Origin of the sequence: Nonomuraea sp. NPDC048881, assembly GCF_040649795.1 — a bacterium.
In the GTDB taxonomy this organism is placed as follows: Bacteria; Actinomycetota; Actinomycetes; order Streptosporangiales; family Streptosporangiaceae; genus Nonomuraea.
Genome location: NZ_JBEZGC010000030.1, coordinates 21,595 through 36,226 on the forward strand (window position 1 = coordinate 21,595; position 14,632 = coordinate 36,226).

14 protein-coding genes are annotated in these 14,632 nt (G+C 75.7%); 5 read left to right on the forward strand and 9 right to left on the reverse strand.

Going from position 1 to position 14,632, the window contains the following annotated elements; genetic code table 11:
• Window positions 1-9: 9 nt before the first annotated feature.
• Entirely contained in the window at window positions 10-504 is a 495-nt protein-coding gene (locus AB0C33_RS48205) for a sigma-70 family RNA polymerase sigma factor (RefSeq protein WP_358301597.1), read from the reverse strand.
• 90 nt (window positions 505-594) lie between these two features.
• Window positions 595-1,542: a MerR family transcriptional regulator gene (locus AB0C33_RS48210; protein ID WP_358301600.1), complete on the reverse strand. Its 948-nt coding sequence runs from the start codon at window positions 1,540-1,542 to the stop codon at window positions 595-597.
• 213 nt (window positions 1,543-1,755) lie between these two features.
• Between AB0C33_RS48210 and crtI (AB0C33_RS48215) the strand changes: the two genes are divergently transcribed.
• Genes crtI (AB0C33_RS48215) through AB0C33_RS48225 form a run of 3 tightly spaced genes read left to right on the forward strand, consistent with a single transcriptional unit; the run spans window position 1,756 to window position 5,077 of the window.
• Window positions 1,756-3,210, forward strand: coding sequence for a phytoene desaturase family protein (crtI, locus tag AB0C33_RS48215; protein WP_358301603.1), 1,455 nt, complete (start codon window positions 1,756-1,758; stop codon window positions 3,208-3,210).
• Window positions 3,207-4,106, forward strand: a complete 900-nt coding sequence (locus AB0C33_RS48220) for a phytoene/squalene synthase family protein (protein ID WP_358301606.1) — start codon at window positions 3,207-3,209, stop codon at window positions 4,104-4,106. The genes crtI (AB0C33_RS48215) and AB0C33_RS48220 overlap by 4 nt, the downstream gene beginning before the upstream one ends.
• Window positions 4,103-5,077, forward strand: coding sequence for a phosphate acyltransferase PlsX (locus AB0C33_RS48225; protein ID WP_358301609.1), 975 nt, complete (start codon window positions 4,103-4,105; stop codon window positions 5,075-5,077). The genes AB0C33_RS48220 and AB0C33_RS48225 overlap by 4 nt, the downstream gene beginning before the upstream one ends.
• Window positions 5,078-5,082: 5 nt before the next feature.
• On the opposite strand, the gene AB0C33_RS48230 is transcribed toward AB0C33_RS48225, so the two are convergent.
• A complete protein-coding gene (locus AB0C33_RS48230) occupies window positions 5,083-5,790 on the reverse strand; it encodes a spheroidene monooxygenase (protein WP_358301610.1) in 708 nt (235 codons plus the stop codon).
• Here AB0C33_RS48230 and AB0C33_RS48235 point away from each other — a divergent pair.
• Window positions 5,762-6,367, forward strand: coding sequence for a glycerol-3-phosphate acyltransferase (locus AB0C33_RS48235; RefSeq protein WP_358301613.1), 606 nt, complete (start codon window positions 5,762-5,764; stop codon window positions 6,365-6,367). The genes AB0C33_RS48230 and AB0C33_RS48235 overlap by 29 nt on opposite strands.
• On the opposite strand, the gene AB0C33_RS48240 is transcribed toward AB0C33_RS48235, so the two are convergent.
• The 3 genes from AB0C33_RS48240 to AB0C33_RS48250 are packed head-to-tail and all read right to left on the reverse strand — an operon-like array spanning window position 6,309 to window position 9,648.
• Window positions 6,309-7,442: a glycosyltransferase family 2 protein gene (locus AB0C33_RS48240; RefSeq protein ID WP_358301616.1), complete on the reverse strand. Its 1,134-nt coding sequence runs from the start codon at window positions 7,440-7,442 to the stop codon at window positions 6,309-6,311. The two genes, AB0C33_RS48235 and AB0C33_RS48240, sit on opposite strands and share 59 nt — an antisense overlap.
• Complete coding sequence (crtI, locus tag AB0C33_RS48245) at window positions 7,439-8,878, reverse strand: phytoene desaturase family protein (protein WP_358301619.1); 1,440 nt, start codon at window positions 8,876-8,878, stop codon at window positions 7,439-7,441. The genes AB0C33_RS48240 and crtI (AB0C33_RS48245) overlap by 4 nt, the downstream gene beginning before the upstream one ends.
• Complete coding sequence (locus tag AB0C33_RS48250; protein ID WP_358301622.1) at window positions 8,866-9,648, reverse strand: carotenoid biosynthesis protein; 783 nt, start codon at window positions 9,646-9,648, stop codon at window positions 8,866-8,868. The genes crtI (AB0C33_RS48245) and AB0C33_RS48250 overlap by 13 nt, the downstream gene beginning before the upstream one ends.
• A 121-nt stretch (window positions 9,649-9,769) precedes the next feature.
• On the opposite strand from AB0C33_RS48250, the gene AB0C33_RS48255 reads away from it, so the two are divergent.
• Window positions 9,770-11,905, forward strand: coding sequence for an NACHT domain-containing protein (locus AB0C33_RS48255; protein ID WP_358301624.1), 2,136 nt, complete (start codon window positions 9,770-9,772; stop codon window positions 11,903-11,905).
• On the opposite strand, the gene AB0C33_RS48260 is transcribed toward AB0C33_RS48255, so the two are convergent.
• The 3 genes from AB0C33_RS48260 to AB0C33_RS48270 all read right to left on the reverse strand — a co-directional run bounded on the left by AB0C33_RS48260 (window position 11,900) and on the right by AB0C33_RS48270 (window position 14,531).
• Window positions 11,900-12,397 (reverse strand): potassium channel family protein, encoded by a 498-nt coding sequence (locus AB0C33_RS48260; protein ID WP_358301627.1) that lies wholly within the window; start codon window positions 12,395-12,397, stop codon window positions 11,900-11,902. The genes AB0C33_RS48255 and AB0C33_RS48260 overlap by 6 nt on opposite strands.
• A 329-nt stretch (window positions 12,398-12,726) precedes the next feature.
• The gene (locus AB0C33_RS48265) at window positions 12,727-13,350 is read right to left on the reverse strand and encodes a response regulator transcription factor (protein WP_358301630.1); all 624 of its coding nucleotides are present in this window, start codon (window positions 13,348-13,350) and stop codon (window positions 12,727-12,729) included.
• Window positions 13,347-14,531 carry a sensor histidine kinase gene (locus tag AB0C33_RS48270; RefSeq protein ID WP_358301633.1) on the reverse strand — a complete coding sequence of 395 codons (1,185 nt, stop codon included), beginning with the start codon at window positions 14,529-14,531 and terminating at the stop codon, window positions 13,347-13,349. Before AB0C33_RS48270 ends, AB0C33_RS48265 begins: the two co-directional genes overlap by 4 nt.
• Window positions 14,532-14,632: the final 101 nt, after the last annotated feature.

The window sequence follows — 14,632 nt, forward strand, 5'->3', positions numbered from 1 at the left end:
ATCGTCGGCTCAGGCCGTTCCGGCCAGGAGGTCCGAGAGCCGGTGCAGCCCGCGCGAGATGCGGGCCTTGACGGTGCCGATGGGCACCCGCAGGTGCTCGGCGATCTCCCGCTGGGTCAGGTCGGCGAAGTAGGCCAGCTCGATGGCCTGCCTCTGGGCGTCCGACAGTTCGGCGAGCGCGCGGTCGATCTGGTCGCGGTCGCCGAGCGCGTCGGGCGCCGGCCGGGCGCGTCCCGGCAGATCGCCCGCCTCCTGCAGCGGCACGGTCAGCAACCGCCGCACCCGCAGATGGTCGACGGCGCGGCGGTGGGCGATGGCGAAGACCCACGCGGCCTGGCTGCGCCCGGGGTCGTACCGCCCGCGCGAGCGCCAGACGTCGGCGAAGACGACCTGCAGCAGGTCCTCCACCTCCTCGGCGGGTACGAACCGGCGCAGGTAGGAGCGCACGGAGGGAGCGTGCGTGCGGTAGCACTCGCCGAGCGCTTCCTCGTCACTGGTGTCCATGCGCCTGCCCCTCACCGCAAAAACCTATTCAAAACTTATTCATATCGAGGCGCGGCAGGCGGTCACAAGCTCATCGGGGGAAAGGGCGGCTCAAATCAGGGTCGACATGACGCATGTGACGGCGTCGGGCAACGTCGACACCCGCACGACGCCCTCGGGGGCCGGGCCCTGCCAGCCGCGCCCGCCGATGACGATCCGGCAGGCGGGACGCACCTGGGGCAGTGCGGCGAGAGGCGCGGTGTCGCCGGTCTCCGCCCGCTGCGACCAGACGAACACGGCCGCGGGCCCGAGCCGCCGCATCGCGTGCGCCAGCGCCGGGTAGGGGGTACGGGCGCCGAGCACGCGGGTCTGCACGCCGCGTTCGGCGAGCGCGGCGGCCAGGGCGTGCACCGGAAGGCTGTGCTGCTCCTCCTCGGCGCACGCCAGGAGCACCGGCCGGTCCGACCGCGGCGGCACGTCGCCGGCGAGGCGGTGCAGCGCCGCCTGGAGGTGGCCGGACAGCAGGTGCTCGGCGTCGATGCCGGACCCGGTCGCGTCCTGGCCCCGGCAGACGACGTCGAGCGCGGGCAGGAAGAGGTGCTCCCACGTCCACACCACGCCCTGCGCGGCCAGCGTCTCCTCGACCAGGGCGGCGACGGCTCTGCCGTCGAGCATGACCGCGGCGCGGGCCAGCGCGGCGACGACCTGCCGCGGCGCGGGGGGCCCGCCGGGAGGCCGCGGCGTCCGCCGGCCGCCGGAGGGGACGGCCGCCGTCCGCGCGCCGGAGGACGGCGCGGCAGGGATGTCGGGCAGCGCGAGGGCGAGCCTGGCCGCCTCGGCCGGCACCAGGCCGGTGGCGATCAGGCGTTTCATCTCGGCCAGCCGCCGCACGTCGGCGGCGCCGTAGCGGCGGTGGCCCCCGGGACTGCGGCGGCTGGGGCCCAGGCCGTAGCGCAGGTTCCAGGTGCGCAGCGTCGGCGCGGGGATGCCGAGGCGCCGGGAGACGGCTCCGATGCCGAACCCCGCGTCCTCCTCGCTGACCGGTGTGTCCTCGTCCATGGTGTTCCCGCTGCCGCTCGACGTGTCCGACTATCTTTTCGCGCTTGCGGGGTCCTTGGGCGCATGGCTGGGCGCGTCCGGCTTGATCCCGTTGTCCGGTGACGTGCAACCGGGCGCGCTCCTGGCACGAATTCTGTTCATAGCGACAGAAGGAGCTGCGTGCATGGACACGGTGACCTCGCAGGCCGGGCACGTGCGTGGGACGGCCGACCGATGAGCCCGGTGGTCGTCGTCGGGGCCGGGCTGGGCGGGCTGGCCGCGGCCGTCCACCTGGCGGCCGCCGGTCGTCAGGTCACCGTGGTGGAGGCGCTCGACGAGCCCGGCGGCTGCTGCGGCACCGCCCGCCTCGGGCCGTTCCGCTTCGACACCGGTCCCTCGGTGCTGACCATGCCCGGCGTGCTGGCCGAGGTGTTCGGCGCGGCCGGGCAGGAGCTGCGGCACTGGTTGCCGTTGCGCCGCCTGGACCCGTCGTACCGGATGGTCTTCGACGACGGGTCGCGGCTGGACGTCCTGCCCGAGCGCGAGGCGATGGCCGAGCAGGTGCGGACGGTGTGCGGGCCCGCCGAGGCGGCGCGCTACGACCGCTACCGGGCGCTGCTCGACGAGCTGTTCCGGGTGGAGTGGCCGGCGTTCATCGACGCGGACGTGAGCCGGCTGCGCGCCCTGGCCCGGCCGGCCGCGCTGCTCCGGCTGGCCCGGCTGGGCGGCTTCCGGCGGCTGGACCGCCTGGCCGCCCGGCACCTGCGCGACCCCCGGCTGATCAAGGCCCACACCTTCCAGTCCCTGTACGTGGGGCTCGCGCCGCAGCGCGCGCTCGGCATCTACGCCGTCATCGCCCACATGGACACCGTCGGCGGCGTGTACTTCCCGCGGCGCGGCGGCATGCACGCCATCCCCTCGGCCATGGCGGCCCTGCTGGCGAAGCTGGGCGGCGACCTCCGCTACGGCGCCCGCGCCGACCAGGTCGAGACGGACTCCGACGGCGTCACCGGGGTGCTGCTGGCGGGCGGCGAGCGGCTCGCGGCGCGGCAGGTGGTCGTGGCCTGCGACCGCCTGGCCGCCCGGCGGCTGCTGCCCGGCCCGGCGGCCGACTGGCGGTTGCGCCGCCCCCACCACTCCCCCTCCTGCCTGGTGCTGCACGTCGGCCTGGACCGTCCCCTGGACGGCCAGGCCCACCACACCCTGCATTTCGGACGGGCCTGGCGGGAGACCTTCACGGCGCTGGCGGCCGGCCGTCCGCAACCCGATCCCAGCCTGCTGATCACCCATCCCGAGCCGGACGGCGAGGCCGCGCCGCCCGGACAGGCCACGCTCAGCGTCCTGGAACCCGCGCCCAACCTGCGGACCGCCGACTGGGACCGGTTGCGGCCGGAGCTGGAGACGCGGCTGCTCGACCGCCTGGCCGCGCTCGGCCACGGCGACCTGTCCGGCGCGCCCCGGCTGGTGCTCGACCCGCCCGCCTGGGCGGCGCGCGGGCACAGCGCGGGCACCCCGTTCGCGCTGGACCACCGCTTCACCCAGACGGCGTGGCTGCGGCCCTCGGCCGTCGCCCGGCGGGTGCCGGGACTGCACTTCGCCGGCATGTACACCGCGCCCGGCGTCGGGATCCCTCCGGTGCTGATCTCCGGCCGGCTCGCCGCCGAACGCATCTTGAAGGAGGCCCGTTGACGCTCACCGCCAGCTACGAACGCTGCCGACAACTCCACGCCCGCTACGGCCGCTCCTACTACCTGGCCACCCGCCTGCTGCCCCAGTGGAAACGCCGGCACGTGCACGCCCTGTACGGCTTCGCCCGCTACGCCGACGAGATCGTCGACTCCTTCACCATGAGCGGCGACCGCGCCCGCGCGCTCGACGACCTGGCCGCCAAGGTCGAGGCCGGGCTGGGCGGGGCGGCGACCGGCGATCCGATGCTGCCCGCGTTCCTGCACACCGTGCACTCCTTCGGCATCGACCACGGCGACGTCCGCGCCTTCCTCGCCTCGATGCGCGCCGACCTGTCGGTGCGGCGGTACGCGACCTACGACGACCTGCTGGGGTACATGTCGGGATCGGCCGCCGCGATCGGCACGATGATGCTGCCGGTGCTGGAGCCGGCGCCCGGCCACGAGGAGGCGGCCCGCGAGCCGGCCCGCCAGCTCGGGCTGGCCTTCCAGCTCACCAACTTCCTGCGCGACGTCGCCGAGGACTTCGCCCGCGGCCGGGTCTACCTGCCGATGGAGGACCTGGACAAGTTCGGCGTCGTGCCCGGCATGCTGGGCGAGCGGCGGGCCCGGCGGGCGGTGCGCGACCTGCTGGCCTTCGAGGCCGGGCGGGCCCGCGAGCACTACCGGGCCGCCGACGAGGGCATCGGCCTGCTCGTCGCCTCCTCGCGGCCGTGCGTGCGCGCCGCCTTCGAGCTGTACGGCGGCATCCTCGCCGAGATCGAGCGCCGCGGCTTCGACGTCCTGGCCGGGCGGGTGCGGGTGCCGCGCCGCCGCAAGGCCGCCGTCTTCGCCCGGCACCTGCTGGCCTCCGCCGGGTCGGGCCGGGCCGAGCGGCGCGTCCGCGTGGAGCTGCCGTGACCGGCGCGGCCCCCGTGGTGCTGGACGCGATGGGCGGCGACCACGGGCCCGCCGAGGTGGTCGCGGGGGCGGTGCTGGCCTGCCGCGAGCACGGCGTGCCCGTCGTCCTGACCGGCCCGGCGCCGCGGCTGGCCGAGGAGCTGCGGCGGCACGGCGCCGCGGACCAGATCGCGGTGGCCCACGCCGAGGACGCCGTGCCCATGACCGAGCGCGGGGCGGGCGCGACCGCGCTGGCCGCCTCCAGCCTGGCGATCGGCTGCGACCTGGTCGGACGGGGCGAGGGCGGGGCGCTGGTGTCGGCCGGGTCCACCGGCGCGGTGGTCGCCTGCGCGGTGCGCGGCATCGGCCGGGCGACCGGCGTGCTGCGGCCCGCGCTGGCCGTGGCGCTCCCGTCGCTGCCGGGCGGGGCGAGCGTGCTGGTGGACGCCGGCGCGATCAGCGATCCGAGCCCCGCCATGCTGGCCCAGTTCGCGCTGCTCGGCGCGGGGTACGCGCGGGCCGTGCTGGGCGTGGCCGACCCGGTGGTGGGGCTGCTGTCGATCGCGGCGGAGCCGGGCAAGGGCAACCGGCTGGCCCGGCAGGCCGAAGAGCTGCTGGGCGAGCTGCCGGTGCGCTTCCACGGCCCGGTCGAGGGGCACGACGTCCTGGCCGGCACGGTGGACGTGATCGTCACCGACGGCTTCACCGGCAACGTCGTGCTCAAGAACGTCGAAGGCTGCGTGCGCACGGCGCTGACCATGGTGGCCGACGCCGGCCTCGCTCCACCCGACCGGCTCGCCGAGGTGGCGCGCCGCTACGACCCGCAGACGCACGGCGGCGCCGTCCTGCTCGGCCTGCGCGGCACCGTCGTGGTCGCGCACGGCTCCTCACGGGCGGCCACGATCGCCCGCGCCTGCGTGGTGGCCCACACGCTGGCGGGGCGGGACCCGGCGGCCGGGATCGCGGCGGGCGCCGTCACGGCGGCGGGATGAGGAGGTCAGCTCAACGGGTCGCGCCCGTCCCAGCGGCCCTCGCTGGCATAGGGGACGAAGCGGGCGAACAGCTCTTCGGCGTACCAGTCGCGGGCCCGTACCCGCTCGACGACCCGCCGGTGGGCCTGGCCCCGGTAGGCGAAGTCCCGTACGGCCCGCCGGTCGCGCCACAGCGAGAAGGTGGCCTGCCGGGCGAGCGGCCACTCCCCCATGCCGACCGAGGCCAGGCAGCCGTCCTGCCGCCGCAGCAGCTCCTCGACCGGCGGGACCGACCGGTAGAAGGCGACCAGCCGGCCGGGCCGGATGGACGCCCTGGTGAGCACCGCCACCGGGCCGGGCCCGCCGTCGTCGCGGGCCGGCGCGCCGCCGAACGGGTCGCGGCCGCCCCACGCGCCGCGCGAGGCGAGCGGGGCCAGCCGGGTCTGCCAGTACTCCGCGGACTCCGTCCGCCAGCGGGCGGCGATCGGCGAGTCGCGCAGGAACTCCGCCAGGTCGCTCTCCCGCCGCCAGACGGCGAACAGCGCCCAGCGCCGCAGGTCGGCGCCCAGCGACATCGAACGTCCCCTGCCGGTGCCGAGCAGCCGCCAGAAGATCGGGCCGCCGGGGCGGCGCAGCAGCGGCCGGTCGAAGGCCATGTGCTTCATCGCCCCCCTGCCGCCGTACCGGACGAGGTGGAACGACGCGATGGTTGAGGTGCTCGTGTCGGTGGTCATCGGCTACCTGCTGGGGTCGGTGCCGGTCGCGGTCCTGACGGCGCGGGCGCACGGCGTCGATCCGCGCGACGTCGGGGACCGCAACCCGGGGTACTGGAACGTCAAGGAGCAGCTCGGGCGGTGGGCGGGCGTGCCGGTGTTCGCCGGCGACACGCTGAAGGGCGCCCTGGCCGCCCTGGTCGCGCTGGTGATCGGCGGCGGCCACACCGCCGCCTTCGGCGTGGTGTCGGGGGCGAGCGTGGCGCCGGTGTACCTGGCGGTGGCGGCGGCCATGGCGGGGCACGCGTGGCCGCTGTTCGCCGGCTTCCGGGGCGGCCGGTGCGTGCTCACCTTCGCCGGCGGGGTCGCGGTCATCTGCCCGCCGGCGTTCGGGCTGGCCGTGGCGGCGCTGACGCTGGTGGCGCTGGCGACGCGGTCGTTCGCGGCGGGCGCGCGCCTGGCGGTGTTCGGGGTGCCGCTGCTGCAGCTGCTGTTCATGCCGGCCGAGCTGGTGGCGGCCACCGGGGGGCTGATGTGCCTCATCGGGCTGCGTTTCGGGCAGGCCGCGCTGGCCGGCCGCCGCTCGTCCCACCGCTGACGCCGCCGCCGACCTCGTAGGTGCGGCCGCGCCAGCTGCGCACCGGGCGTACGGTGGCCTGCGTCAGGCGGAACGCGGTGGCCGGGTCCAGCAGCGGCGACAGCAGCAGCCCCACTCCGGGCCGCCGGTAGCTGCCCCGCAACGCGGCCGTCAGGGACACCCGCAGTCCCAGCAGCGCCAGGTCCAGGCCGGTCGGGCGGGCCGCGGCCAGCCGCAGCACGGGCAGCGCCGCCGTCAGCCAGATGACCGCCAGGTCGGCCGCCTGCCGGCCGGGGCCGGTCACGTCGGCCAGCGGCAGCGAACGGCCCCACTCCCGCCACAACTCGGCCGCCGAGTCGTGCATGTCGACCTCCAGGAGGCCGCCGGCGTCCAGGAAGCCCACCGACCAGCCCTGTGCGGCCAGGCGGCGGGCCAGCGCCACGTCGTCGGTCATCCGGTCGCGCACGAGCGCGAAGCCGTCCGCCTCGGTCATCCGGGACCGCCGGAAGGCCATGCACTGGCCGTTGGCGATCGCCCGGTGCGGCGGCGGCGGGCTCGGCGGGCCGACGGGGCCGAAGCGGTAGACCAGCGTCGCCAGCATCGAGGCGTGCAGGGCCTGCTCCAGGGCGCCGTCGCAGACGAAGCGCGGGCCGGCGCTGACCAGGTCGTAGCGGTCCAGGGTCGCGGCCAGCGCGCCGAACAGGCCGGGCGCGGGCCGGACGTCGGCGTCCAGCGTGACCACGACGCCGGCGCGGGCGGCGGCCACCCCCTGCCGCAGCGCCCACTGCTTGCCGACCCAGCCGGGCGGCAGCGGATCGGCGGTGACGACGGTGGCGCCCAGCGACGCCGCCAGCCTCGCCGTGCCGTCCCGGGAGCCGTCGTCCACGACGATCACCTCGCGGACGCCGGGGGCGGCCAGCGCGGCGCGCAGGCACGGGCCGATCCTGGCCTCCTCGTCGCGGGCGGGGATCACCACGGAGACCGGCTCGCCCGCGACCGGACGCGGCCGCAGCGCGGGCAGCCGCCGCCGTCCCCGCGCGAGCCGGGCCGCCACGACGGCCGCCGCCACGCCCTGCGCGACGGTGAGCGCCCTCATCGCGAACCGCCCGCGAGGTCCTGCGCCACCAGGCCGGCCACGATGCGGGCGCCCAGCGTCACCATCGGCAGGCCCCCGCCGGGGTGGGCCGAGCCGCCCACCAGGTACAACCCGCGTCTCGGCCCCCGGTTGCCCGGCCGGGCGAAGGACGCCAGCCTGCCCCGGTAGGCGCTGCCGTAGATCGCGCCGCCCCAGGAGCCGTACCGGTCCCGCAGGTCGGCGGGGGTGAAGACGTCGACGAAGCGCAACCGGCCGGCCAGGTCGCAGCCGCGCCCGGCCAGCCGCTCCAGCATCAGGTCCCGGTACGCCTCGACCCCGATCCCCCACCGGGCCGGATCCCGGGCGGGCACGTTGACCAGCATCGTCCAGTTCTCCGCCCCGCCCGGGGCCTGGGAGGCGTCGTCCACCGCCGAGCAGCCGACGTAGACCGTCGGGTCGAGGGGCGGACGTCCCCGGTCGAAGATGTCGGCGAACTCGCGCTCGTAGTCGGCCGAGAACAGCACCGAATGGTGCGGCAGTCCCGGCGTGCGGCCCTCCACCCCGGCCAGCAGCAGGAAGGCCGAGGAGGAGGTGCCGAGCCGGGCGATCCGGCGCAGCCGCCGCCGGTCCGGCGACAGGCGGCCGTACAGGGCGGCGGCGTCGGTGCCGGCCACCACGACGTCGGCCCGCACCCTGCGTCCGCTTGCCAGCCGTACCCCGGTGACCTTGGACGCGTCGGCCTCGACGGCGGCGACGGGCTCGGACAGGAAGATCTCCACCCCGGCGGCCTTCAGCAGCAGCGCCAGGTCGTCGGCCAGGCGGGCCAGACCGCCGGGCGCGTACCAGACGCCCTCCCCGTGCTCCAGCGCCGGGACGCAGCCCAGCGCCGCCGGCGCCCGGTACGGGCTCGACCCGGCGTACGTGGCGTAGCGGCCGACGTACTGGCGCAGGCGGGGGTCACCGAAGTGGCGCCGCGCCAGCCCGGCCAGGGTGCGGGCGGGGGCCACCGCGGTCAGGTCCGACAGCCGCGGCCTCCCCTGCCGCCGGATCGGCGGCCCGGCGAACACGGTCCGCTCGGCCGCCCGCAGGCAGCCCTGCGCCCACTGGTGGAAGGCCGTCCAGGCCCGGCCCTCGCCCGGCGCCAGCCGCTCCACCTCGGCGGCCATCCGCGCCGGGTCGCGGTGGGCGTCCAGGACCGTGCCGTCGGCGAAGCGGTACCGGCACAGCAGGGCGGGTTCGATCAGCCCGCGCTCCAGCCCGAGCTCGCGCAGCACGCGCGGCATGGTGAGCAGCGAAGGGCCGAGGGAGAAGGTGAAACCGTCCCGGCGATGCTCGGCCAGCTTGCCGCCCAGCCGCGGCAGCTGCTCGTACAGCCGCACCTCGTGGCCCTGGCGGGCCAGCAGCAGCGCGCACGCCATGCCGCCCATGCCGCCGCCGATCACCGTCACCTCGGCCATGACCGCCTCCAGGCCGGCGCGGCGAACGCGCCCATCGTGATCCCTCCGGCGGCGGCGACCAGCAGGTCCGGCGGCCGGAACACCGCCGCGAAGCCCACCGTCTCCATCACCGCCATGACCGTGTACAGCGCCAGCAGCCCGCGCGCCGGGGCGCCGGCCCGGACGATCCGCCCGACGACCACCATGACCAGCGCCGACACCAGGAGCCAGCCGGCGAAGTTGCTCAGCGGCACGCCGCGGTAGAAGCCCTCCCGCGCCCACGTCCACAGGCCGAGCCGGACCATCTGGGGGTCGAGGAACAGGTCCCACGCCGTCAGCGCGCCCGCGCCCGCGCACACCCTGGCCACCCCGCCGGACGGCACGACCGCGACCGCCACCGCGTGGGCCGCCAGCCCCATGCCGCCCCACGCCAGCACCACCACCACGGGAACCCCGGCCACCTGCGGCCACAGCGCGTCGCTGTAGCTGTAGGAGCCGAACGGGAACCCGGTCAGCAGCCCCGCCAGCTCGGCCGCGTACCCGGTCAGCGCCGCGCCGGCGAAGGCGGCCGCCGCCCTGGCCGCGCCCCAGGCGTCCGCGGCGAAGGCCAGGGCGCACGCCGCCAGCAGCACGACGATCACCCCGGTGAGCCGCTCGGGCCGCGCGGCCAGCCCGGACGCCACCTGGCAGCCCATCATGGCCAGCACCGACAGCACGCCGAGCGCGCGGCCCGGCCGCAGCGCCGATCTCAGGGCCGCGCCCGTCAGCTGCCGGCCTGGTGTGCCTTCCACATACCTGTGTTTCGCACGTGCCGCCCGCGGGGTTGCACGGGCCGCGAGCCGGTACGGGACGAAGAGGATCTTTGTCGCGTTCCCCGCACACGACGGGTGCCCGCTTTGAAATGCTGGGACCGTGAGCCGGCGGACGAGGACATGGTGGTTCTGGGCGGGCGTGGCGGCCGGGATGGTCATGCTGGTGGCCGCCGCGCTGCGGCTGTGGACGCTCTACCCGGGCGACGTCGACCCGGTCGGCGCCGGGCTGGGGCTGGCCGGGACGGGCATCGCCGCGTTGTCCTGGTGGCAGGCGCAGCGGCTGGCCGACACCGACGTGCAGGCGGCCGCGATCCTGCTGGCGGGGCGGGTGCTGGCCGAGGAGCGGGCCCAGCGGGCACAGCTGCTGGGCCGCAAGGGCAGCGACGCGGTCATCGACGTCGACTTCTCCTTCCATCCCACCGGCGGTTCCGTCTCCGCGCCGCCGGCCGGCAGCCTGAAGCAGGTGGCCGCCTACTTCCGCGAGCTGGGCGGACCGGGGCGGCTGGTGATCACCGGGGTGGCGGGTTCGGGCAAGACCGTCCTGGCCATCGAGCTGATCCTCCGGCTGCTCGACGGCCGGCGGCCCGACGACCGCGTCCCGGTGCGGATCTCCGCGGCGAGCCTGGATCCCGACGTGCCGGTGCGGGACATGCTCGCCCGGCACCTGACCGCCGCGTACGGCCTGAAGCCGGTGACCGCGCGCACGCTCGTGGCGGCGGAGCGGATCCTGCCCGTCGTGGACGGGCTCGACGAGATGGACGACACCGACGAGCCGGGCTACGGGTCGCGGGCCGCCCGGGCGCTGCGCGCGCTGGAGGAGTACGAGCACGGGCTGGACCGCTGCAGCATGGTCCTGACCTGCCGCACCGACCAGTACGACGCCCTGGTCGCCGACCGGGCCGTCCCCCGTGGGCTCGTCCGGGTCGACGTGGGCAAGGTGGGCGGCGACAAGGCGTGGCGGTTCATCCAGGCCGTCACCGACCAGGAGGACCCCGACCGCTGGCGGCCGGTCCTCGATGCGCTGACCCGCGACGGCCACGTCCTGGCCGAGGCGCTGAACACGCCGTGGCGGCTGACCCTGGCGGTCAGCGTCCACGAGCAGCGCGACCCGGTCACCGGGCGCTACGTGCGCTCCCCCGAGGTCCTCACGCGCTTCGCCGACCAGCAGGCCGTACGGGAGCATCTCCTCGGTCTGTTCATCCCCGCCCGCCTGGCCGCGGCGGACCCGGCGGGCAAGGGGCCGGACGCCCGGCGCACGCACGCCTACCTGGCCGTCCTGGCCGCTCACCTGCACGCCAACACGGGCCGGCCGCCGTTGCACGGGCGCGTGTTGTCCGGCACGGATCTCGTGCTGCACCGGTTGTGGCCGCTGGCGGGCGACCGGGCGCGGTTCTTCGGCGCGCTGGTGGCGCTGGCGACCTGCCTTCCCGGGGTCGCCGCCGCCGTCGTCGCGGCCGTCGCGGTGTTCTCGCAGGTCGAGATCGTGGACGGGAAGATCTCGGGCGCGACGGTGATGGCCGTCGGCCTGCTCCTGCTGCCCGGCACGGTGGCGGTGCGCCTGCTGACCGAACCGGTCACGGCCTATCGGCAGGCGTGGTCCGCGGCGGACGAGGACGGCCTGCTCCGGTCCCGCGGCGGACAGAGCCGCAGGCGGAGCGTCGTGGACGGCGTGCTGGCCGCCCTGTACGGCTGCCTGACGAGCGCGGCGGTCATCATGGAGTTCGGCGCCGCCCTGCCGCTGTGGGTGCCGATCGTCTTCGGCGTCCTGGTCGGCGTGGGGATGGCGAGCGGCAGAGACGTGAGGCTGGGGTACGCCGGCTCCTGGGACGGCGTCGACCCCAGGACGGTCATCCGCAACGACGTCGTCTCGACGCTCGTGGCCGCGTTCACCTTCGGCCCCGGATTCGGGTTCATGCTGGGCATCTGGTTCGTGAAGCTGCTGGAGGGGATCCCGGTCGTCGCGGCGGTCGCGGTGGCCGCGGTGTTCGGCATGTCGCTGGTGGCGTCCTGGTCGCCGCTGCTGGCGCGCCGCTACCTGGGGCTGCTGCTGGCCACGCGGGGCCGGCTGCCGTGGCGGCTGGGACGGTTCCTGCACCGCTGCTACGACGCCGGGCTGCTGCGGATCTCCGGGATCGCCTACCAGTTCCGGCACCGCGAGCTCCAGGACTATCTGGCCACGCACCCCCAGGCTCCCACGGCGGCCCCGGTCCCGTGCCTGGAGGGAGAACCCTCATGACGACTCCTGCGAGCGCCACACGCCCACGATGAGCGCGAGGGCCGACGTCACGACGATCAGATCGAAGATCACCTGCACGATGACCAGGGCCTTCGCCCCCTGCCCGAGGGGGACGACGTCGCCGTAGCCGACCGTGCCCAGCGTGATCACCGAGAAGTAGAGCGCGTCCACCCGCGTGCGCAGGCCGTGGAACTGCGCGGCCATCAGGAAGTACAGCGCCGCGAAGAAGACCACCACGACGGTGACGACGGTCAGCAACATCGCCAGTTGCTCCCCCAAGGACCGTCCGGGCCGCAACGCCCGCGCCACCTGCCGCCCCAGCAGCCAGGCCAGCACGATCACCCCGGCCAGGCAGCCCAGGGCGCGCAGCTCGGGCGAGCCGTCCTGGAGTTTCTCGGTCGGCAGCGGCACGACGAAGTAGACGCCGGTGATCAAGGCGGCGGCGACCGCGCTCCGCACCCATGCCAGCACGCCGGCCGGAGAAGCACACATGAGAGGAACGTTCCTCGGAGCGGCGGCCGCATCGCCGGGATTGCCCTTTCTTGGGGCTCTCCTTGCCCTCATCGCAGACTGCCGAGGGCAGGACGCTCACATGGCAGACCTTCCCTTCCAGGACCGGACGGACTTCGAGCACGCCGATCGCGGCTTCGTCGCCAGGCTGACCCCCGGCGTGGTCAGGACGTCCGGGGGCGAGGTCGTCTGAGACAACGACGTCTACGACTTCCTGACCGGCGACTGCGACGCCTGGCCTCCCTGCTGGAGCAGCCCCAGCCGGACTTCGCCATCGTCACGCCCTGATGACCCGAGCGCCGCGCCGCGGCTCACGGCGGGCGGATGAGGCCCCGCTTCGAGGCCGCCGCGACGGCCGCGGTGCGGGAGTCCACGTCCAGCTTGGTGTAGATGTGCGCCAGGTGGGTCTTGACGGTGGTCTCGCTGAGGAACATCACCTTGCTGATCTGCCGGTTCGACAGGCCGGCGGCGACGTGCCCGAGCACCTCCAGCTCGCGCGGGCTGAGCGTGGCGTCGGGGGCGCGGACCCGGCCCAGCAGGCGGGCGGCCACGCTCGGCGCCAGGGCGCTGGCGCCCGCGGCGGCCGACCGGATGGCGGCGTGCAGGTCCTCCGACGGGGCGTCCTTGAGCAGGTAGCCGGTCGCGCCGGACTCGATGGCGGCCACGATGTCGGCGTCGGTGTCGAACGTCGTCAGCACCAGGACGCGGGGGCCGTCCAGGGCGACGATCCGGCGGGTCGCCTCGCTGCCGTGCATGCCCGTCCCCAGTTGCAGGTCCATCAGCACGACGTCGGGGGCGAGCGTGGCGGCCAGCCGCACGCCCTCCTGCCCGGTGGCGGCCTCGCCGACCAGGTCGAAGTCGGGCTGCCCGGCGAGCATGGCGCGCAGGCCGGAGCGGACCACGGGATGGTCGTCCACCAGGACGATCCGGATCACGGCCCCTCCAGCGGCGGCAGCGGCAGGGTCGCCACGACGGCCGTGCCCTCGCCGGGGGCCGACTCCACGGTGAGGCTGCCGCCCAGGGCGCTCACCCGTTCGCGCATCGCGCGCAGGCCGTAGCCGGCCGAACGCCCGGGGTCGAAGCCCCGGCCGTCGTCGTACACGTCCAGCATGACCACGTCGTCCAGGTAGGTGAGGGTCACCCCGGCGTGGCCGGCGCCGGAGTGGCGGCTGACGTTGCCCAGGGCGCCCTGGGCGACGCGCAGCAGCGTCGCGTCGTAGTCGGCGGGCAGCGGCGCCGGGGTGCCGGAGACCTCGAAGCGCGCCTGGATGGGCGTGCCCGCCACGGCGGAGTCGCCGGCCCTGCGCAGCGCGGCGGCCAGCGACGAGTGCCGCAGCGCCGCGGGGGCCAGGCCGCGGACGAAGTTCCTGGCCTCCTCCAGGTTCTCCTTGGCCGCGTCCGCCGCCTCGGTGATGCGGCGCTCGGCGGCCGGAAGGTCGTCGGCCAGGTCCCGCCGGGCCGCCCGCAGCAGCAGGATGATGCTGGACATGCCCTGTGCCAGGGTGTCGTGGATCTCTCTGGCCAGGCGTTCCCGCTCGGCCAGCCGTACGGCGTCGCCCTCCGCCTGGAGCAGTTTCCCGCGCGTGCGTACCAGGTCGTCGATCAGCAGGCGGCGCTGCTCGCTCTCGGCGTGCAGCGCCTTGTAGACCATCGCCATCAGGGTGGCCACCGCCGCGCCGATCGTCGGGCCGATGACCAGGGCGGCGGTCAGCCGGCCCTCGTGCCAGGCGGCGGCCAGGACGGCCGCGACGGTCAGCGCCGCCACGCCCGGCAGCGCGACCGCCAGCGGCAGCAGGTGCAGGTAGGCGAAGAAGAGCGGGAAGGCCAGCCAGACGAACTGCGGCGCGGCCAGCGCGAGCAGCGCCCACCCGACCGTGGTCAGCACCAGCCAGATCCGGCCCAGCAGCAGGTGCGTCGGCCCGCCGAAGTGCGGCAGCCGCGCCTCGATGGTGATGCCCGCCGCGTAGAGGGCGCCGAGGAGCGCTCCGCCCAGCGTCGGCGCGAGCCGTCCGGTCCCGGCGACGCCGGCCAGCGCGATCGCCAGGAGGGTCGCGAACGTGCCGTGCACGGTCCAGCGGAGCAGGCGGAGGGCGGGCGGGAACGGATAGTCAGACATCTCTCACCAAGCGTATGCGACGGCCCTGCGCCACAAATCGTCCGAAAGAAGTATTACGGGCGGACCGCATGCACGATGCGCGGCCGATCCGGCGGCGCGCA

Excerpts from the sequence above, each read along its gene's own strand:
- AB0C33_RS48270 (WP_358301633.1), bottom strand. The coding sequence starts at position 14,531 with ATGTCTGACTATCCGTTCCCGCCCGCCCTCCGCCTGCTCCGCTGGACC.
- AB0C33_RS48260 (WP_358301627.1), bottom strand. The coding sequence starts at position 12,397 with ATGTGTGCTTCTCCGGCCGGCGTGCTGGCATGGGTGCGGAGCGCGGTC.
- AB0C33_RS48235 (WP_358301613.1), top strand. The coding sequence starts at position 5,762 with ATGGTTGAGGTGCTCGTGTCGGTGGTCATCGGCTACCTGCTGGGGTCG.
- crtI (WP_358301603.1), top strand. The coding sequence starts at position 1,756 with ATGAGCCCGGTGGTCGTCGTCGGGGCCGGGCTGGGCGGGCTGGCCGCG.
- crtI (WP_358301619.1), bottom strand. The coding sequence starts at position 8,878 with ATGGCCGAGGTGACGGTGATCGGCGGCGGCATGGGCGGCATGGCGTGC.
- AB0C33_RS48205 (WP_358301597.1), bottom strand. The coding sequence starts at position 504 with ATGGACACCAGTGACGAGGAAGCGCTCGGCGAGTGCTACCGCACGCAC.
- AB0C33_RS48240 (WP_358301616.1), bottom strand. The coding sequence starts at position 7,442 with ATGAGGGCGCTCACCGTCGCGCAGGGCGTGGCGGCGGCCGTCGTGGCG.
- AB0C33_RS48210 (WP_358301600.1), bottom strand. The coding sequence starts at position 1,542 with ATGGACGAGGACACACCGGTCAGCGAGGAGGACGCGGGGTTCGGCATC.
- AB0C33_RS48230 (WP_358301610.1), bottom strand. The coding sequence starts at position 5,790 with ATGACCACCGACACGAGCACCTCAACCATCGCGTCGTTCCACCTCGTC.